The organism is Parabacteroides sp. AF27-14 (assembly GCF_003635425.1).
GTDB lineage: Bacteria > Bacteroidota > Bacteroidia > Bacteroidales > Tannerellaceae > Parabacteroides > Parabacteroides distasonis.
The window spans coordinates 14368-31920 of record NZ_QTLZ01000018.1; the positions used below are offsets into that span (position 1 = coordinate 14368).

Consider the following 17553-nt stretch of genomic DNA (forward strand, 5'->3'; position numbering starts at 1 on the left):
AAGAAAACTTAGATCGAAGAAAGATGGAATCAATCAAACAAATATACCGGATGGGTCATGGCCCTTCAAGCAGTCATACTATGGGGCCGATGCGTGCGGCACAAATGTTCTTGGAACGTAACCGGGGCGCTGTTCGTTTTAACGTAACCTTATATGGTAGTCTGGCGGCTACGGGAAAAGGCCATATGACGGACGCAGCTATTCTTGAGGTATTACAGCCGGTCGCGAAGACAAATATTACTTGGGAACCCAAGACTTTCTTGCCGTTCCATCCGAATGGGATGTTGTTCGAGTCGTATAATGAGAGTGGCGAGGAGCTGGATACGTGGACCGTATATAGTATCGGCGGGGGAACCTTGGCGAACGAGTCTTTCAATGAGTTGAGGACAGAGCAAGTATACGATATGCATACGATCAAGGAGATACAGGCTTGGTGTGAGAAGACTGGCCATTCCTATTGGGAATATGTCGAGCAGCACGAAGGCCCTTCTATCTGGGATTATCTGGCTGAGGTATGGGAAGTGATGCAGGATGCGGTTCGTCGTGGTCTGGAAGCGGAAGGCATCTTGCCGGGAGGTTTGGGCATTCGTCGTAAGGCTTCCGATTATATGATCCGTGCGAAAGGCTATGGCAGCAGTATCAAGAGCCGGGGAATGGTGTATGCCTATGCCTTGGCGGTGTCTGAGGAGAACGCGTGCGGTGGGAAGATCGTGACCGCTCCGACTTGTGGTTCTTGCGGTGTAATGCCTGCGGTCCTTTATCACTTGAAGGAGACGCGTGAGTTCCGTGATTCCCGTATATTGCGTGCGTTGGCTACGGCAGGCTTGTTTGGAAATGTGGTGCGTACGAATGCCTCCGTATCGGGGGCAGAGGTAGGTTGCCAAGGTGAGGTTGGCGTGGCTTGCGCTATGGCTGCCGCTGCCGCCAGTCAGTTGTTTGGTGGTACGCCCGCACAGATCGAGTATGCCGCCGAGATGGGATTGGAGCATCACTTGGGATTGACTTGCGATCCTGTTTGTGGCTTGGTGCAAATCCCTTGTATCGAGCGAAACGCTTTTGCCGCTGCCCGTGCGCTTGACGCGAATACGTTCTCGAACTTCTCCGACGGAAAACACCGGGTAAGTTTTGATCAGGTGGTTGAGGTGATGCGCCAGACAGGTAATGATTTGCCCAGTCTTTATAAGGAGACCTCGGAAGGTGGTTTGGCGAAGAACATGGAGAACTCGAATAATTAAAAGATACTATTTGATTTACTAATAAATAATCTACTATTGATGATAAACGGAAAGAAAAGCCTGTTTTACACTGTATTGATGGCCGGTGCCTTGATGTCCTGTGGTGGCCCTAAACAGGCTCCAAATGAAGAGGTAGCGAAGAGTGGTAATCCTGTATTCGAGGGTTGGTACGCCGATCCGGAGGGAATTATTTACGGGGATACCTATTGGATTTACCCGACTACGAGTGATTTATATGAGAAGCAAACCTTCTTCGATTGCTTCTCTTCCAAGGATTTGGTGAATTGGACCAAGCATACCGCCATTCTTGATACGGCAGAGGTGAAATGGGCGAAGATCGCTATGTGGGCTCCTTCGGTAATCAACAAGGACGGTAAGTATTATCTTTTCTTTGGGGCGAATGACGTGCACGAGGGAGAGATCGGAGGTATCGGTGTTGCCGTGAGCGATCGTCCGGAAGGGCCTTATAAGGATTTGCTGGGTAAGCCGCTGATCAACGAGATCGTGAATGGGGCGCAGCCGATCGACCAGTTTGTTTTCCACGACACTGACAATGATGAGTATTATATGTATTACGGTGGTTGGAAACACTGCAACATGGTACGCTTGAATAAAGACTTTACCGGACTTATACCGTTCGAGGACGGAACGATTTATAAAGAGGTAACTCCCAAGGATTACGTGGAAGGCCCGTTTATGTTTAAGAAGAATGGTAAATATTACTTCATGTGGAGTGAGGGTGGCTGGACCGGACCGGATTACAAGGTCGCTTACGCCATCTCCGATTCTCCTTTTGGCCCGTTCAATCGTATCGGGGAGGTCTTGCGGCAAAATTTCGATATCGCCAACGGAGCGGGTCACCACTCGATCATGCATGTGCCGAATTCGGAAGATTACTACATCGTGTACCATCGCCGGCCGGCCGGGGTCAAGACACGTGACCACCGGGAGACTTGTATTGAGAAGATGACGTTTAACGAGGAGGGATTGATCAATCCTGTGGAGATTACGACCGAAGGAGTTGAGGCTCGCACGATCCAATAATTATTTAAGAAGGATTACATAGCAAGAAAACTTAGGTTTTATTTGCTATGTAATTTTTTTATACTACTTTTGACGCATGTGTCAAACTATAATGACAAACGATAGTGACAAAACAAAAAATAACATTTAATTATGGAAGCGAAAGACATGAATGAGATGGAGCCTCGCATCATAGAAGCGGCGAAGCGAGTGTTTGTCCGAAAGGGGTACGAGGCGGCTACTATGAGTGACGTGGCGGCAGAAGTGGGTATTGGCAGGACGGCCTTACATTATTATTATAGGACGAAAGAGATTCTGTTCGACGCTATTTTCGGGCAATTGCTTTCTTCATTGTTGCCGAACATCGATCGGGTTTTGGATGAGAAGAGTACGATGCTGGAGAAAATGCCGGTGATCGTTGATCTGTATATGGGAATTGTTCGTGCAAACCCGATGTTCCCGAATTTTGTGGTGGGCGAGTTAAACAGAGATCCAGAACGTTTATTCCAGACCGTGCTGAAAGATCCGAAAAAAATACAGCCCATCTTGCGTCTTCGTCGTCAGATAGAGGAGGAGATGGACAAGGGGCTTCTACGGAAGATGCCGGTCATAGATTTGGTTTCGACCTTGGTGAGCCTAGTGGTCTTCCCGTTGTTGATCCGCAAGCCACTAGCGGCGGCTTTTTTGGATAACGATATGGGGCGGTTTGAGGAATATATGGATAGGCGCAGGGATTTGATCGTCGAGGTAATAACCCAGCTGATGGTCCCGGATGCCAGATGATGGATTTGTTCAATTTAATAAACATATCATAGAGTATATGAGAGGTGTATATGTATTATTGTTAATTAGCCTGTTGGGTTATACCGGAAGGGTTAGCGGACAGGAATCGGTCACGATCACCCAATGTTACGAGTGGGCGAGGGCGAATTATCCGCAGATTCATCAAATGGGTTTGATCGATCAGACGGAGCGTTATAGCTTGAGTAATGTGGGCAAGGCTTGGCTTCCCCAGCTTTCGGTAAGCGGTAAGGCAAGCTATCAGAGCGACGTGACGAAGTTGCCTTTGGATGGCGATAAGATCTCCTCGCTTCTTCCCGGCTTTGAGATCCCTAGCTTGAGCAAGGATCAGTATCAAGTCGTGGCGCAGGTGGACCAGACGATTTGGGACGGCGGTAGCACCCGTTCGGCCCGTGCCTTGACTCGTGCCGAGGCGATCGCCAACCGGGAGCAATTGGAAAGTGAGTTGTATGCGCTGAACGACCGGGTGAATCAAATCTACTTCGGTTGCCTGCTGCAAGACGAGTTGATACGTCAGAACGCTTTGCTTCAAAAGGAGTTGCAGGTCAATATCGAGCGTATCAAGGCGATGATGGACAATGGCGTGGCGAATCAATCGGATCTGGAAAGTATGGAAGTGGAATTGCTGAATACCCGCCAAAATGAGATTGAGCTAAGGGCGTCTCGCACGGCATATCGGCAGATGTTGGCGACCTTTATCAATAAACCGCTGACGGATCAAGTCGTCTTGAAGACTCCGGAGTCACCCGAGCGTTCATTGTCCACGCAAATCAACCGTCCGGAATTACGGGCCTTGGATGCTAAGAGCGAATGGATCGAGACGCAAAACAAGCAGGTAACGGCGGGCTTGATGCCTCGTATCGGAGCTTTCGTACAAGGTGGTTACGGACGGCCGGGCTTGAACATGCTGGAGGATAGTTTCGAGCCTTATTATGTGGCCGGTGTCCGTCTTTCTTGGAATCTGGGGAAGTTGTACACGCTGAAGAACGACCGGAGGAAGATCGAGGTAAGCCGTCGCCAGATCGATGTGCAGCGGGAGACCTTCTTGTTCAATACCCGCCTGCAACTTTTGCAACAAAACACAGAGATAAAGAAAATGACGGACCTGATGCGTGCCGATGACGATATCATCCGTCTGAGAACAAGCATCAAGCAGGCGGCGGAGGTGAAGCTGGAGAATGGCGTGATTTCCGTCACGGACCTAATCCGGGAGATCAACGCCGAGGACATGGCCCGGCAAACCGCCGCGGCGCATCGTGTACAGCGCTTGATGACCATTTATAATTATATGTATACAACGAATTAAATAGAGTATGACAAATACAATTGATTTATGAGACATTTGATTTTTATCAGCTTATGCAGCCTTCTATGGACGGCTTGCGGTAATACAGACAATGATTTTGACGCTTCCGGTACCTTTGAGGCAACCGAGATCTTGGTATCTTCGGAAGCCAACGGTAAGATCATGGAACTGAATATCGAGGAGGGCGATCGCTTGGATGCCGGCGCCATCGTGGGTTACGTGGATAGCACCCAGCTTTTTCTGCGGAAGATGCAACTCTCTGCCAGCCTTCGCTCAGTAGATATTCGCAAGCCGGATATCCGTAAGCAGATCGCTGTCTTGGAACAACAAATCGCCACGGCCAAGACCGAGCAGCAGCGACAAGAGAATTTGGTGCGCGCCAAAGCGGGTAACCAAAAGCAACTGGACGATATCGTGAATAACATCAAATATCTCCAGAAACAACTGGATGCCCAATACTCCTCCTTAAGCAAGACGACGGGAGGTGCCGACGCCGAGGCGGAGGGCCTGCAATACCAGATCATGCAATTGGATGATCAACTGATGAAAAGCCGTATCCTCAATCCCCAGACCGGTACGGTATTGGTGAAATACGCCGAACCGGGAGAGGTGACGGCGGCAGGCAAACCGCTTTACAAGATCGCCGATACGGACTTGCTTTATCTCCGTGCCTATGTGACGGCGGATCAGTTATCCCACCTGAAACTAGGGCAATCTCTCAAGGTCTTCGCCGACTATGGGAATGATCGCCGGGAATACCCCGGTACGATCACGTGGATCTCCGATAAATCCGAGTTTACCCCGAAAGGTATCCAGACGAAGGACGAACGGGCTAATTTGGTATATGCCATCAAGATCGCCGTCCGCAACGATGGTTATCTGAAGATCGGGCAATATGGGGAGATTAAATATGAATAACGAGATTCATATAAATCATATCACCAAGCGTTATGGCGATGTCGAGGCCCTGCGGGATCTGTCGCTGGAGATCGGCTCCGGTGAGTTGTTCGGGTTAATCGGTCCGGATGGGGCGGGAAAGACCACCCTGTTTCGTATCCTGACCACGTTGTTGCTGGCCGATAGCGGTACCGCCTCTGTCTGCGGCTTGGACGTGGTGAAAGACTTGAAGGAGATCCGTCGGCGGGTAGGATATATGCCCGGCCGCTTCTCGCTCTACCAAGACCTGACAGTAGAGGAGAACTTGAACTTCTTCGCTACGGTCTTCAATACGACGATCGAGGAGAACTACGATCTGGTACGGGATATCTATAGTCAGATAGAGCCGTTCAAGCATCGGCGGGCGGGGAAGCTGTCCGGTGGTATGAAGCAGAAGCTGGCTTTGAGTTGCGCCTTGATCCATCGTCCGGATGTCTTGTTCTTGGATGAGCCTACGACGGGGGTCGATCCTGTCTCCCGCTCTGAGTTCTGGGATATGCTGGATCGTCTGAAACGGCAAGGCATTACGATACTTGTCTCTACGCCTTATATGGATGAGGCCTCCCGTTGCGACCGTATCGCTTTGGTGCGTTCTGGGGAATGCCTGTCTATCGATACGCCGGTAGGTATCCGTACCTCATTCGATAGGCGGCTATACGCGGTGCGATGCGCGTCGATGTATAAGTTGTTGGGAGACTTGCGGGAGTTCCCGGATACAAACTCGTGTTTCGCTTTTGGAGATGCTCATCATCTTACGTTGAGGAGGGATGGGGAGGATGTCATGAGGCGATTACAGGAATATCTGAAAGGCAAAGGTTACGCGGACGTAAGCATCGAACGCCTTGAGCCAAGCGTTGAGGATTGTTTCATGGCCTTGTAAGAGAGGGGAAATGCGGCATTGTAATTATGAAATAAGGATAAAAAATGAAAGCGATAGAAGTAAAACAACTGACCAAACGTTTCGGTACCTTCACCGCCGTCGATCATATCAGTTTCGAGGTGGAGCCGGGCGAGATATTCGGCTTCCTCGGGGCAAACGGGGCAGGGAAGACCACAGCCATGCGTATGCTCTGCGGCCTATCCATCCCGACATCCGGCGAGGCCCGGGTAGCCGGTTTCGATGTCTACCGGGAGAGCGAGTCCATCAAACGGAATATCGGATACATGAGCCAGAAATTCTCCCTATACGGCGATCTAAAGGTATGGGAGAATATCCGTCTTTTCGGCGGTATCTACGGCTTGTCTAAACGGCAGCTGTCCCAGAAAACGGATGAGTTGCTGGATATCCTCGGGCTGGAAAAGGAGCGGAACACCTTGGTCGATTCCCTGCCCTTGGGCTGGAAACAGAAGCTATCCTTCTCCGTGGCGATCATCCATGAGCCCAAGATCGTTTTCTTGGATGAGCCTACCGGAGGCGTCGATCCCGTCACCCGCCGCCAGTTCTGGGAGTTGATCTATGAGGCCGCCGCCCGGGGGATTACGATCTTCGTCACCACCCATTATATGGATGAGGCGGAGTATTGTAACCGTGTCTCCATCATGGTAGACGGAAAGATCGAAGCGTTAGACAGTCCCTCCGCCTTGAAGCGGGATTTTAAGACAACGAATATGAACCAAGTCTTTCACGCCTTGGCTCGAAAAGCAACGAGAGGAGAATAAACGATGAAACAATTTATATCCTTTGTTAGAAAGGAGTTCTATCACATTTTCAGGGACGCACGCACGACAATGATCCTCTTGCTCATGCCCGTCATCCTGATCATCTTGTTCGGATATGCCATCACGACCGAGATCAAGCGTGTGCCGATCGCTATTTTCGACCAAAGCCGGGATGAGCTGACACTGAAGATGGCCGACCGCTTGAATGCCAGCGAGTACTTCGAGCTGTATACGACCGTCGATAGCTATGAGGATGCCGGGGCCTTGTTTCGGCAAGGAAAGGTACACGTCATAGTTGTCTTTCCCCCTCAATACGCTTCCACGGCCGATGCCCAAGTACAAGTCTTGGCGGACGCTACCGATCCGAACGAGGCCACGCAGCTAATCGCCTATTGCTCGGCGATCATTGCGGAGCAGTTGAAAGGAGAGTCGGCGGTTGAGGGTAAAGCCGTGACCCCGGTTACCTCTTTGCTCTACAACCCTCAAATGAAAGGCGCCTACAACTTCGTGCCCGGCGTGATGGGTTTGATCTTGATCCTTATATGTGCCATGATGACCTCGATCGGCATCGTGAAAGAGAAGGAGATGGGAACGATGGAAGTCCTGCTGGTCTCCCCGTTGAAACCCATCTACATCATTCTGGCCAAGGCGATTCCATACCTATTGCTGAGTATGGTGAATATCGCTACGATCTTGCTGCTATCCTATTTCCTGCTGGACGTTCCGATAAAAGGCAGCCTGCTGTTGCTGGTTTCCGTGTCCATCCTGTACGCGATTGTATCCCTCTGCCTGGGCCTGCTGATCTCCACGGTAGCCGATACCCAGCAGGCGGCTATGTTGATCAGCGGTATCGCCTTGATGCTTCCGATCATGTTGTTGAGCGGCATGATGTTCCCGATAGAGAATATGCCGGATATCCTGCAATGGTTCTCCCATATCGTTCCGGCCAAATGGTATATCATCGCCGTGAAGGACGTGATGATCAAGGGGCTTCCCGCCGTGTCGATCTTGAAGGAGATCGGGATACTGTCGTTCATGGCGGTCGTGCTGGTATTCTTGAGTGTGAAACGTTTTAAAATACGATTATAAGCTATGTTACGATATTTGTTAGAGAAAGAGTTCAAGCAGATCCGTCGGGACCGGTTCATGCCGAAGATTATCTTCATCATCCCGATCATGCAGTTGATCATCTTGCCTTTCGCCGCTAATTTCGAGATGCGAAATATTAACCTTAGCATCGTGGACAACGATCATTCCGTCACCTCCATGCAATTGGTAGATAAGGTACTATCCTCCGGATATTTCCGCCTGACAGACCGGTCGGATCGTTACGACGAGGCGCTGACCTCGGTGGAGAGCAATGAGTCCGATATCATTCTGGAAATCCCCTCTGATTTCGAGCGGGACTTGGGGAAGGAGGGCAGGGCGGACGTGATGATCGCCGCTAACGCCGTGAACGGAACCAAGGGCGGCTTGGGTAGCTCCTACCTCTCCTCGATTATACAGGATTTCAATAGGGAGAAAGGTTTCGCCTCTATGGGATCGGGCAGGGGAGTGGCTTCGATTAACCTGTTCAATCCCCACTTGAGTTACAAGATCTATATGGTTCCCGGCATCATGGTATTCTTGCTGACGATTATCGGGGGATCGATCTCCGCCTTGAATATCGTGAGCGAGAAGGAGAAAGGGACGATCGAGCAGATAAACGTCTCGCCCGTACCCAAGTCCCTGTTCCTGCTGTCGAAACTGATCCCTTTCTGGGTGATAGGCTTTGTCCTGCTGACGGTGGCGATCCTCATCGCTTGGCTGATCTACGGCTTGGTGCCGGAGGGGAGTTTCGGGGTGATCTATTTGTTCGCCGCCGTATATTTGATCGCTTTTACGGGATTTGGCTTGGCGATCTCATCCTTTTCGTCCACACAGCAACAAGCGATGCTTACGGCGTTTTTCTTCTTGATCATTTTCGCCTTGCTAAGCGGATTGTTCACGCCGATCAGCAGTATGCCGGAATGGGCGCAGAAGATCACGCTGGCGAACCCGGTGCGTTATTTCGTGGAGGTGATGCGTATGGTCTATTTAAAGGGGAGCGGCTTTGCCGATTTACGGGGACATTTTGTGATTGTCTGTCTATTTGCTGTTTTTTTTAATCTGTTAGCGGTAATTAGTTATCGTAAAAAGGGGTAGTTCGGAAATAAATGTTTTCTTTGTATCCCGTTTACGGATTATAAACTAATACAGCGAAAAAACATGTCATTTATCATTGTCGTACTTTGTTTGGCCTTATTGATTGTCTTGATATCCTACTTTAAGGTGGATGCTTTCATTGCGTTTCTGATCTCCTCTATCTTGGCGGGCATCGCTTTGGGCATTCCGTTGGAGAAGCTGCCGGACTCGGTGAATAACGGTATCGGGAGTATCTTGGGTGGGTTGACGTTGATTATCGTATTAGGCGCTATGCTAGGCAAGTTGGTGGCCGAGAGCGGAGCGGCACAGAAGATCGCTTCCGTGATGGTGTCGCTTTTTGGTACTAAGCATATACAATGGGGGCTGATGGTGACAGGCTTTGTCGTGGGTATTCCGTTATTTTATGGGATCGGATTTGTGTTGTTGGTGCCATTGATCTTCTCGATCGTGTATAAATACAAGCTTCCGGCGGTCTATATCGGGTTGCCGATGTTGGCGGCGTTGTCCGTGACGCATGGATTCCTGCCCCCGCATCCGTCTCCGGTAGCCTTGGTGGTACAGTTCAACGCGAATATCGGCCTTACGCTGATCTACGGTTTATGTTTGGCGATTCCGGCTATCATTATCGCCGGGCCGGTGTTCGGCAGTCGGTTGAAACATATAAAATCCGGTCCGGTCACGTTGTTCGAGCAGAAAGAGGATAGCGGGAGATATAGCATGCCGGGCAAGGCGAATAGTTTTATCAGCGCTACGTTGCCTGTCTTTTTACTGATTATCGTGACGGTTATTCCTTATTGCTTTAAGGATATGGGCGAGATGGCGAGCGGGATAGTCTCTTTTATTGGTTCTCCTTCCATTGTAATGCTGATCGCCTTGTTGTTCGCTACATATACGCTGGGCATCCGGCAGGGACGTAGTATCAAGTCGGTTATGGCAGTCTATGGGGAGGCCGTGAAAGATATCTCTATGATCCTTTTGATCATCGCGGGTTCCGGTATCTTCAAGCAGATCATGGAGGATAGCGGGGTAAGCAATGAGCTGGCGACAAGCCTAGAGCAATTGCCCGTTCATCCGTTGATCTTGGGTTGGTTGATCTCTGCCGTGATCCGTTTGTGCGTGGGATCGGCTACGGTGGCGGCGTTGACGGCGGCGGGCGTGGTGATGCCTTTAGTTACGCAAACGGGTGCGAACCCGAACTTGATGGTTTTATCTTTAGGAGCGGGTAGCTTGATGTTCTCGCATGTCAACGATTCCGGTTTCTGGATGTTCAAGGAATATTTTAACCTAAGCATAAAGGATACGATCTGCTCATGGTCTATCATGGAGACGATCGTGTCGGTCGTAGGATTGATCGGGGTAATGATCTTAAATTTGATTGTATAACAAAAGAATGATTGAGCAATGAGAAAGAGATGGCTGCTTAGTATCGTTATTATGCTTTTCCCTTTCGTCGCCTCGTTTGCGGCGGACCCGGAGGAAGGTACTTATCCAACGGTCGGGAGGCTTTTTCATATAGCACGAAGCGTGAATAAGAACTTGGTTTGTTACGATGTGAATCTGAGGGATGGTAAGCTGGATACACATGATCCCTTGAACGTTTATTGGGTCAATCGGGAAAAGCATCCGGGGGAAACCAATGGCTTGAGCTATATCCAACGGAAAATGGCTTATGGGTATAAACTGATCTCGGCGAGTGATAATGCTTGTGTATGCTCATTGACCGCTTATCCCTCCCGCCAGTTGACGATTACCAAACGTGATTCCCGCTATGTATGCTACATAACGATCAACAACCAACAGGCGATTCTCCAATCCCTCTACGTTAAAGCCAGCTCCAAGAATCCTTTAAGCGTCGAGTATGTAGAGCTACAAGGAATCTCTGTCGCCACGAATCAACCGGTAACGGAAAGAGTCAGGAAATAGATCAATATATTTTTTTACTAACATATAAATGAAAGAAATTATGAGCATGATTAACGCAGATGAGAATTTTGAGAAATTAGGGTTGACCTTACCTCCCGCACCGGCTCCGGCCGGAGTTTACAAGCCTTGTGTGATAGATGGCAAATACCTGTATCTTTCCGGTCACGGGCCTGTGCGGAATGATAAATCCTTGATCATCGGACGTATCGGTAAGGACTTGACGATGGATGAAGGCAAACTCGCCGCCCAGCAAGTAGGACTTACCATGTTGGCGACCATCCAGGCGAACCTTGGTAGCTTCAACAAGATAAAGAGAGTGATCAAGGTATTGGGTATGGTAAATTGTACGCCCGATTTCGGAAAGCATCCTTATGTGATCAATGGCTGTAGCGAGTTGTTCGCCGCCGTATGGGGGCCGGATAACGGTGTAGGTACCCGTAGCGCCGTAGGATTCGGTTCTCTTCCCGATAATATTCCTGTAGAGATAGAGGCTTTGTTCGAATTATACGAATAAGCCATGGACGATTGGTACGTCATAAGTAATGTAGACCGGATAGACTCGCCAGCCTTGGCGTTCTATCCGGATCGTATTTCCGGCAATATCGAGTTGGCCAAGAGGATCATAGGCGATACGAACCGGCTTCGTCCGCACGTGAAGACGAATAAGGCGGCTGAGGTATCCCGCATGCTGCTGGATGCCGGAATCCGGAAGTTCAAGTGCGCTACGATTGCCGAGGCCGAGATGCTGGGGCATATGAATGCCCCCGATGTATTATTAGCCTATCAGCCGGTAGGCCCGAAGATTTCCCGCTTATTAGATTTGATAAAGGCATATCCCGCCACCCATTACTCCTGCTTGGTAGATCAAGCGGAGAATGCCCGTGCGATCTCGGCTCTTTGCGAGGCCGGGAATATCACCTTGGATGTCTTTATCGATCTGAACGTGGGAATGAATCGTACCGGAGTCCTCCCGGAGAGAGCGGAGGCACTGGTGGATGCCATCCTGCCGCTGAAGTCTCTGCAGATTATCGGGTTGCATGGCTACGACGGACATATACATGACGTGGAGCTATCGGTACGTTGCCAAGGTGCGGATGCCGCGTACGCCTTGACCGAACGTGTGTTCCGGGAGATATCCCGCAAGTTTGCCTATCCATTGGTAAAGGTGATGGGAGGTACTCCTACATTCCCGATGTACGCGAAGCGGAAGGATTGCGAATGCAGTCCCGGCACGTTTGTGTTCTGGGATTGGGGGTATGGAAACGCTTATCCGGATATGCCGTTCAAGGTAGCTGCCTTATTGATAACTCGGGTCATTTCCGTGCTGGATGAGCATCATGTTTGTGTAGATCTTGGTTACAAGGCGGTAGCCTCGGAAAGTCCTTTGCCCCGTGTGTTTTTCTTGAACCATCCGGAGGCGAAACCTATCTCCCAGAGCGAGGAGCATCTGGTCTTGGAAGTCCCGGACAGTCGGCTCTATCCATTAGGTTCCGTATTCTATGGCATTCCCGTTCATATTTGTCCTACGGTCGCTTTATACGACAAGGCTTATGTGATCCGGGATCGTGAGGCGATCGGCGAATGGCCTATCATTGCCCGTTCACGTCGCATCACCTATTAACGGTAATCAAATTTTCAATTATCAATTATCAACTCTCAATTAATAAAATGAATAAGCCATTTATTATCGACGCCCATCTCGACCTTAGCATGAACGCTTTGGAGTGGAACCGGGATTTGCGTCAACCCCTAAAGGAAATAAACCGGAGAGAAATCGGTATGACCGATAAGCCCGACCGTGGAAACGCCACTATATCGTTTGAGGAACTGCGTAAAGGAAACGTCGGGTTAGTAGTCGCCACCCAGATCGGTCGCTATGTAGGGCCGGATAATCCACTTCCCGGTTGGCATTCCCCGGAACAAGCTTGGGCGCAGACCCAAGGCCAACTTGCTTGGTATAAGGCGATGGAAGAGGAGGGCCAGATGGTTATGATCCGGGATAAGAAGGCCTTGGATACGCATCTGGCTCTTTGGAAAGACGGTGAACCCGCCGACAAGAAGCCGATCGGTTATGTATTAAGTATCGAGGGAGCCGACTCGTTCATCACGGTGAATCATATGGAAAGGGCGTATGCTTATGGCTTGAGGGCGGTTGGCCCGGCACATTACGGCCCCGGAAGGTATGCCAACGGTACGGATTCTACCGGTCATCTGAATGCCATGGGGAAAGAGTTGTTGCGTACCATGGATCGCTTGGGTATGATTCTTGACGTGACCCATTTATGTGATGAGGCTTTCTGGGATGCGTTGGATTTGTATAAGGGACCGATTTGGGCGAGCCATAACAACTGTCGGGCCTTCGTAGATCACAACCGTCAGTTTAGCGACGAGATGATCAAGGCGTTGATAGAGCGTGACGCCGTGATCGGTATCGCCCTAGACGCTTGGATGATGGTACCAAACTGGGTGCGAGGCGAGTCTACTCCAAGAGGCATGAACTGTGGTATGGAGATTATGGCGAACAATATCGATCATGTCTGCCAATTGGCCGGAAACGCGAACCATGTGGCTATCGGCAGTGATCTGGATGGTGCTTTCGGTACGGAGCAATGCCCGTATGACCTAGTAACGATCGCCGATCTCCAAAAGATATTCCCGATCCTTCAATACCGTGGCTTTACGGACGATGCTATCAACCGTATCGCCTCTGGTAACTGGATTGAGTTCTTACGGAAGCATTTGCCGGAATAAGCTACTGCAACCCGGGTTGCAGTGATACCGCGATGTGGATGCAGTGTTACTGCAACCCGGATTGCAGCGTCACTGTATCCGCATCGCGGTAAAAAGACAAACAAGGTGAGTCTATTTTATATCTGCAATACCAAGACGAACCGGCATCCCTTCTTATATTCCTTATCGATAGATAGGGTTCCGTTTAATTTACTAGCCATCAGTGCGCAGATGGGTAATCCCAAACCATCGCCTTGTGCTAGATCCTTCGCCTCATTGAATGGCTTGAATAAGTTCTCTTTTAGATCATCCGGTATGCCTGTACCATTATCGGTAATGATAAATTGGCAAACATGAGCGCCTTTCCGTTTAAATTCCAGACGGATGTTACCGCTGGAAGTATATAATGCGGCATTCTTTAACAAATGTAATAAGACTTGTTCCAGATGCTCGGCATTCGTCTTAATCTCCAATTGGGGCACGTCTGTTACGAGATTGACCTCCGGTTGAATATCCCCTTTAACCTTCTCCACGATTTTCTTACTGAAGTTTCCTACATTAAAAGAACTAACCTCATACGGTTCCATCAACGTATTCTCCAAGGAGGAAAGCTCTTGGATATGAACCGTAAACTGTTTCAAAGCCTCTACCCGTGTCCATACATCCTCGGCCTGCTTCGGAGCTACCGCCTGTAATTCTTTGGCGGATGCGCTAAGCTTGTTCAAGGTAGGCTCCATCTGAACCGATATGTTTTGGATGAATTGGGCTTGTTGTTCGCTATGCTCGTTTGTCGTCTGGATGATTTTCTTTAATTTCTTGTTCAGCACAATAAAGCGTAATAGAAGGAATCCCAAGAAAAGCAAGGCGGCTATCAGGATTACCACGAATGTGATAAGTCCGACAATCATATATTGCTTAACAGACAATTTATCGTCTTTCTCCTGTATTGTCTGTAGGCTCTGATCGTATTTTTGCTGTAATGCCCCTAGTTTAGCCTCTGCCGTAAGAGCCTTTACGGAATCCGTCCATACGATGTATTTGTCGTAGGTACGTTCCATCAGTGGGGCGTTGTTTGCCTTACGAGCGATAGAGATCAGGTTCCGGTAGCAATCGTTCACCTTCTCGTATTCTTTTTTCTCCTTATACTGGTTGATCAGTTTCTGGAAAGCAGTATCCCCCTGCTCGTTTTGCCCGAACGTATAATAATAACCTGCTTGGGTATATAATAAATTGTTCGATAACTTCTCATCGCCCGCTTGGCTGGCCAGATTATCTAATGTATTGAGTTGAACTTGCGCTTGGGCGGCGTTCTTTAGCTTAATATACATTTCCAACCGCTCTTTCGTTACTTGGAAGCGTTGCTCATAGAGCGATTTCTGCAACTTCTGTTCCTCGGTTAAGATGAATTGGTTCATCTGGCGGCAAAGATCGAATGCCTCTTGGTAATAATTCTCGCGATAATATAGATAAGCCGCCTGCGTACCGGCATCGATCGCCTGTTTGTAATCACCTTTTTGGGATAAGCTCTTGTAAGCTTGTAAAAAAAGATAACGAGCTTTGGTGTAGTCTTTTTTTTCTAGGCTGCTTTGTGCCTGTGTCATAAATTGATTCGTCGTGTTTTGCGCCTGTGTGACAGGGTAGAAACAAAGCATAAAAGATAGTAAAAGATAAATGACCCTCATAACTTAAATTTTTTTGAAGTAAAAATATGTATTTACTGGGATTCATACAAAATATATCAGGGGAAAAATAATAGATATTTTATTTTAAGATACGATTTGTGTGTCAATATTCATATTTATTTTGTCAATTCTGAAAGTTCCGAACAAGTGGAATGTGCTATCTTTATCACATTTATTAACCTTAAGAATTGTGTTTATGAGTATATCCGTATTAACAAAAGGCATGTCGTGTCTATTCTTTTGTTTTTGTGTTTGTTGTATGAATGCGCAAGTAAGAAACACTGATCCTGTACGTCACTTGAGGATATCCGGTTATTTGGGGCAACGGATCGACGCTTGTATCGAATATCGAGTGAAAGCTCAAGATGTGGATCATTTGGTGGAACCTTTCCGGCATAAGGAAGAGACCTCGCGCTGGCAATCGGAATTTTGGGGAAAATGGATACAAGGGGCGATCGCCTCATACCGTTATGATAAAGATCCTGAGTTGTACAAGATTATTAAGAATGGAGCGGAGTTGTTGATGGAAACCCAATTGCCGAATGGATATATCGGTAACTATTCCGAGGAAGCACAGTTGAACCAGTGGGATATATGGGGGCGAAAATACACGGCTTTAGGTTTGATCGCTTATTATGACTTATCCGGGGATCGAAAAGCTTTGGATGCCGCCTGCCGGGTGATCGACCATTTGATGACGCAGGTGGGACCCGGAAAAGTGAATATCGTGACGACCGGTAATTATATAGGAATGCCAAGCTCTTCGGTACTTGAGCCGGTGATGTATCTGTATAATCGTACCCGGCAAGATAAATATCTGGATTTTGCCAAGTACATCGTAAAGCAATGGGAGACTCCGGAAGGCCCTCGATTGATTAGTAAGGCGATTGCGGATATTCCTGTCGCCGGACGTTTTCCACATCCAAAGGTTTGGTTCTCTCCGGAGAATGGACAAAAAGCATATGAGATGATGTCTTGTTATGAGGGCTTGTTGGAACTTTACAAGGTCACTAAGAATCCATTATATTTATCTGTGGTGGAGAAAACGATGAATCATATTATCAATGAGGAAATCAATGTGGCCGGTTCCGGTAGTGCGTTCGAGTGCTGGTATGGGGGCAAGGCGTTACAAACTTATCCTACTTATCATACGATGGAGACTTGTGTGACGTTCACGTGGATGCAGATTTGTGACAGGATGCTCGGACTAACCGGAAATTCCTTATATGCGGACCAGATAGAGAAGGCTATGTATAACGCTTTACTAGCCTCGCTGAAAGCGGATGCCTCTCAAATAGCGAAATACAGTCCGTTGGAGGGCTGGCGGCATGAAGGAGAGGAGCAATGCGGTATGCATATCAATTGTTGCAATGCGAATGGACCTCGTGCTTTCGCGATGATTCCGCGGTTCGCTTATCAGGTAAACGGTAGACGTATCGATGTCAACCTATATGCGGCTTCGAGCGTGGAGGTAGAGTTGGATAAAAAGACGAGGGTGTCGATGACGCAGGAGACGGACTACCCGATAGATGGGCAAGTCCGGATTGTGGTGGAACCGGAGAAGACGAGTGATTTTACGATCGCCTTGCGTATCCCGGCGTGGAGTGAGCGAACTGTGGTGTCTGTCAATGGTGAGCCTTTAACGGATCTGTTGGCTGGAGCATACCTACCGATTCATAGGACTTGGGAGAAAGGGGATGAAATTACGGTGGAGTTGGATATGCGGGCTCGCTTGGTGGAGCTGAACGAGGCTCAAGCGATCGTAAGAGGCCCTTTGGTGCTGGCTAGAGATAGCCGCTTTAAGGATGGAGATGTGGATGAGGCTTCCGTGATCGTCAGCAAGGATGGTTATGTGGAATTAACTCCGGTACAAGCCCCCGATTTCGCTTGGATGGCTTTTACCGTTCCTATGGTTTTAGGAACGGATTTGGAAGGAAACGGCAAGGCTCGCCCGATTCATCTGTGCGATTTCGCATCAGCTGGTAATACGTGGAATCAGGCAGAACGTTATAGAGTGTGGCTACCAAAAACATGGAATGTCATGCGTACGCCTTATAAACCTTATTGAGCGGTT

Annotated in this window: 16 protein-coding genes; 15 read left to right on the forward strand and 1 reads right to left on the reverse strand. The window is 48.9% G+C overall.

The window, feature by feature from the left end; translation table 11 throughout:
• Window positions 1-23 precede the first annotated feature (23 nt).
• From DWY79_RS16390 to DWY79_RS16455, 14 genes are all read left to right on the forward strand, one after another.
• A complete protein-coding gene (locus DWY79_RS16390) occupies window positions 24-1235 on the forward strand; it encodes an L-serine ammonia-lyase (RefSeq protein ID WP_008771936.1) in 1212 nt (403 codons plus the stop codon).
• A gap of 39 nt (window positions 1236-1274) precedes the next feature.
• Window positions 1275-2279 (forward strand): glycoside hydrolase family 43 protein, encoded by a 1005-nt coding sequence (locus tag DWY79_RS16395; protein WP_122369790.1) that lies wholly within the window; start codon window positions 1275-1277, stop codon window positions 2277-2279.
• Window positions 2280-2411: 132 nt separating this feature from the next.
• Complete coding sequence (locus tag DWY79_RS16400) at window positions 2412-3041, forward strand: TetR/AcrR family transcriptional regulator (RefSeq protein ID WP_005856435.1); 630 nt, start codon at window positions 2412-2414, stop codon at window positions 3039-3041.
• A gap of 37 nt (window positions 3042-3078) precedes the next feature.
• Window positions 3079-4365 (forward strand): TolC family protein, encoded by a 1287-nt coding sequence (locus tag DWY79_RS16405; protein ID WP_122369857.1) that lies wholly within the window; start codon window positions 3079-3081, stop codon window positions 4363-4365.
• Between the two features lie 27 nt (window positions 4366-4392).
• A complete protein-coding gene (locus DWY79_RS16410) occupies window positions 4393-5283 on the forward strand; it encodes an HlyD family secretion protein (RefSeq protein ID WP_005856439.1) in 891 nt (296 codons plus the stop codon).
• Entirely contained in the window at window positions 5261-6181 is a 921-nt protein-coding gene (locus DWY79_RS16415) for an ABC transporter ATP-binding protein (RefSeq protein WP_008771941.1), read from the forward strand. The genes DWY79_RS16410 and DWY79_RS16415 overlap by 23 nt, the downstream gene beginning before the upstream one ends.
• A 44-nt stretch (window positions 6182-6225) precedes the next feature.
• Window positions 6226-6960: an ABC transporter ATP-binding protein gene (locus DWY79_RS16420; protein ID WP_122369792.1), complete on the forward strand. Its 735-nt coding sequence runs from the start codon at window positions 6226-6228 to the stop codon at window positions 6958-6960.
• Window positions 6961-6963: 3 nt separating this feature from the next.
• A complete protein-coding gene (locus tag DWY79_RS16425) occupies window positions 6964-8049 on the forward strand; it encodes an ABC transporter permease (protein ID WP_122369794.1) in 1086 nt (361 codons plus the stop codon).
• 3 nt (window positions 8050-8052) lie between these two features.
• Window positions 8053-9144, forward strand: coding sequence for an ABC transporter permease (locus tag DWY79_RS16430; protein WP_008771944.1), 1092 nt, complete (start codon window positions 8053-8055; stop codon window positions 9142-9144).
• Between the two features lie 63 nt (window positions 9145-9207).
• A complete protein-coding gene (locus DWY79_RS16435) occupies window positions 9208-10527 on the forward strand; it encodes a gluconate:H+ symporter (RefSeq protein ID WP_122369796.1) in 1320 nt (439 codons plus the stop codon).
• A gap of 18 nt (window positions 10528-10545) precedes the next feature.
• Window positions 10546-11067, forward strand: coding sequence for a DUF4833 domain-containing protein (locus DWY79_RS16440; RefSeq protein ID WP_005856451.1), 522 nt, complete (start codon window positions 10546-10548; stop codon window positions 11065-11067).
• Between the two features lie 40 nt (window positions 11068-11107).
• On the forward strand, window positions 11108-11581 hold the full coding sequence (locus tag DWY79_RS16445; protein WP_005856453.1) for a RidA family protein: 474 nt from the start codon (window positions 11108-11110) through the stop codon (window positions 11579-11581).
• Window positions 11582-11584: 3 nt separating this feature from the next.
• The gene (locus tag DWY79_RS16450; RefSeq protein WP_122369798.1) at window positions 11585-12688 is read left to right on the forward strand and encodes a D-TA family PLP-dependent enzyme; all 1104 of its coding nucleotides are present in this window, start codon (window positions 11585-11587) and stop codon (window positions 12686-12688) included.
• Window positions 12689-12735: 47 nt separating this feature from the next.
• A complete protein-coding gene (locus tag DWY79_RS16455; RefSeq protein ID WP_122369800.1) occupies window positions 12736-13818 on the forward strand; it encodes a dipeptidase in 1083 nt (360 codons plus the stop codon).
• 116 nt (window positions 13819-13934) lie between these two features.
• Here DWY79_RS16455 and DWY79_RS16460 read toward each other — a convergent pair whose 3' ends face one another.
• Window positions 13935-15479 (reverse strand): HAMP domain-containing sensor histidine kinase, encoded by a 1545-nt coding sequence (locus DWY79_RS16460; protein WP_122369802.1) that lies wholly within the window; start codon window positions 15477-15479, stop codon window positions 13935-13937.
• A 196-nt stretch (window positions 15480-15675) separates the two neighbouring features.
• Between DWY79_RS16460 and DWY79_RS16465 the strand changes: the two genes are divergently transcribed.
• Window positions 15676-17547, forward strand: coding sequence for a glycoside hydrolase family 127 protein (locus DWY79_RS16465; protein WP_005868312.1), 1872 nt, complete (start codon window positions 15676-15678; stop codon window positions 17545-17547).
• The last annotated feature ends 6 nt before the right edge of the window (window positions 17548-17553 follow it).

What these genes read in the sequence shown, in the direction of transcription:
- DWY79_RS16445 (WP_005856453.1), top strand. Translation starts at nt 11,108, where the DNA reads ATGAGCATGATTAACGCAGATGAGAATTTTGAGAAATTAGGGTTGACC.
- DWY79_RS16440 (WP_005856451.1), top strand. Translation starts at nt 10,546, where the DNA reads ATGAGAAAGAGATGGCTGCTTAGTATCGTTATTATGCTTTTCCCTTTC.
- DWY79_RS16460 (WP_122369802.1), bottom strand. Translation starts at nt 15,479, where the DNA reads ATGAGGGTCATTTATCTTTTACTATCTTTTATGCTTTGTTTCTACCCT.
- DWY79_RS16400 (WP_005856435.1), top strand. Translation starts at nt 2,412, where the DNA reads ATGGAAGCGAAAGACATGAATGAGATGGAGCCTCGCATCATAGAAGCG.
- DWY79_RS16390 (WP_008771936.1), top strand. Translation starts at nt 24, where the DNA reads ATGGAATCAATCAAACAAATATACCGGATGGGTCATGGCCCTTCAAGC.
- DWY79_RS16455 (WP_122369800.1), top strand. Translation starts at nt 12,736, where the DNA reads ATGAATAAGCCATTTATTATCGACGCCCATCTCGACCTTAGCATGAAC.
- DWY79_RS16405 (WP_122369857.1), top strand. Translation starts at nt 3,079, where the DNA reads ATGAGAGGTGTATATGTATTATTGTTAATTAGCCTGTTGGGTTATACC.
- DWY79_RS16435 (WP_122369796.1), top strand. Translation starts at nt 9,208, where the DNA reads ATGTCATTTATCATTGTCGTACTTTGTTTGGCCTTATTGATTGTCTTG.
- DWY79_RS16415 (WP_008771941.1), top strand. Translation starts at nt 5,261, where the DNA reads ATGGGGAGATTAAATATGAATAACGAGATTCATATAAATCATATCACC.
- DWY79_RS16450 (WP_122369798.1), top strand. Translation starts at nt 11,585, where the DNA reads ATGGACGATTGGTACGTCATAAGTAATGTAGACCGGATAGACTCGCCA.
- DWY79_RS16465 (WP_005868312.1), top strand. Translation starts at nt 15,676, where the DNA reads ATGAGTATATCCGTATTAACAAAAGGCATGTCGTGTCTATTCTTTTGT.
- DWY79_RS16425 (WP_122369794.1), top strand. Translation starts at nt 6,964, where the DNA reads ATGAAACAATTTATATCCTTTGTTAGAAAGGAGTTCTATCACATTTTC.
- DWY79_RS16410 (WP_005856439.1), top strand. Translation starts at nt 4,393, where the DNA reads ATGAGACATTTGATTTTTATCAGCTTATGCAGCCTTCTATGGACGGCT.
- DWY79_RS16430 (WP_008771944.1), top strand. Translation starts at nt 8,053, where the DNA reads ATGTTACGATATTTGTTAGAGAAAGAGTTCAAGCAGATCCGTCGGGAC.
- DWY79_RS16395 (WP_122369790.1), top strand. Translation starts at nt 1,275, where the DNA reads ATGATAAACGGAAAGAAAAGCCTGTTTTACACTGTATTGATGGCCGGT.
- DWY79_RS16420 (WP_122369792.1), top strand. Translation starts at nt 6,226, where the DNA reads ATGAAAGCGATAGAAGTAAAACAACTGACCAAACGTTTCGGTACCTTC.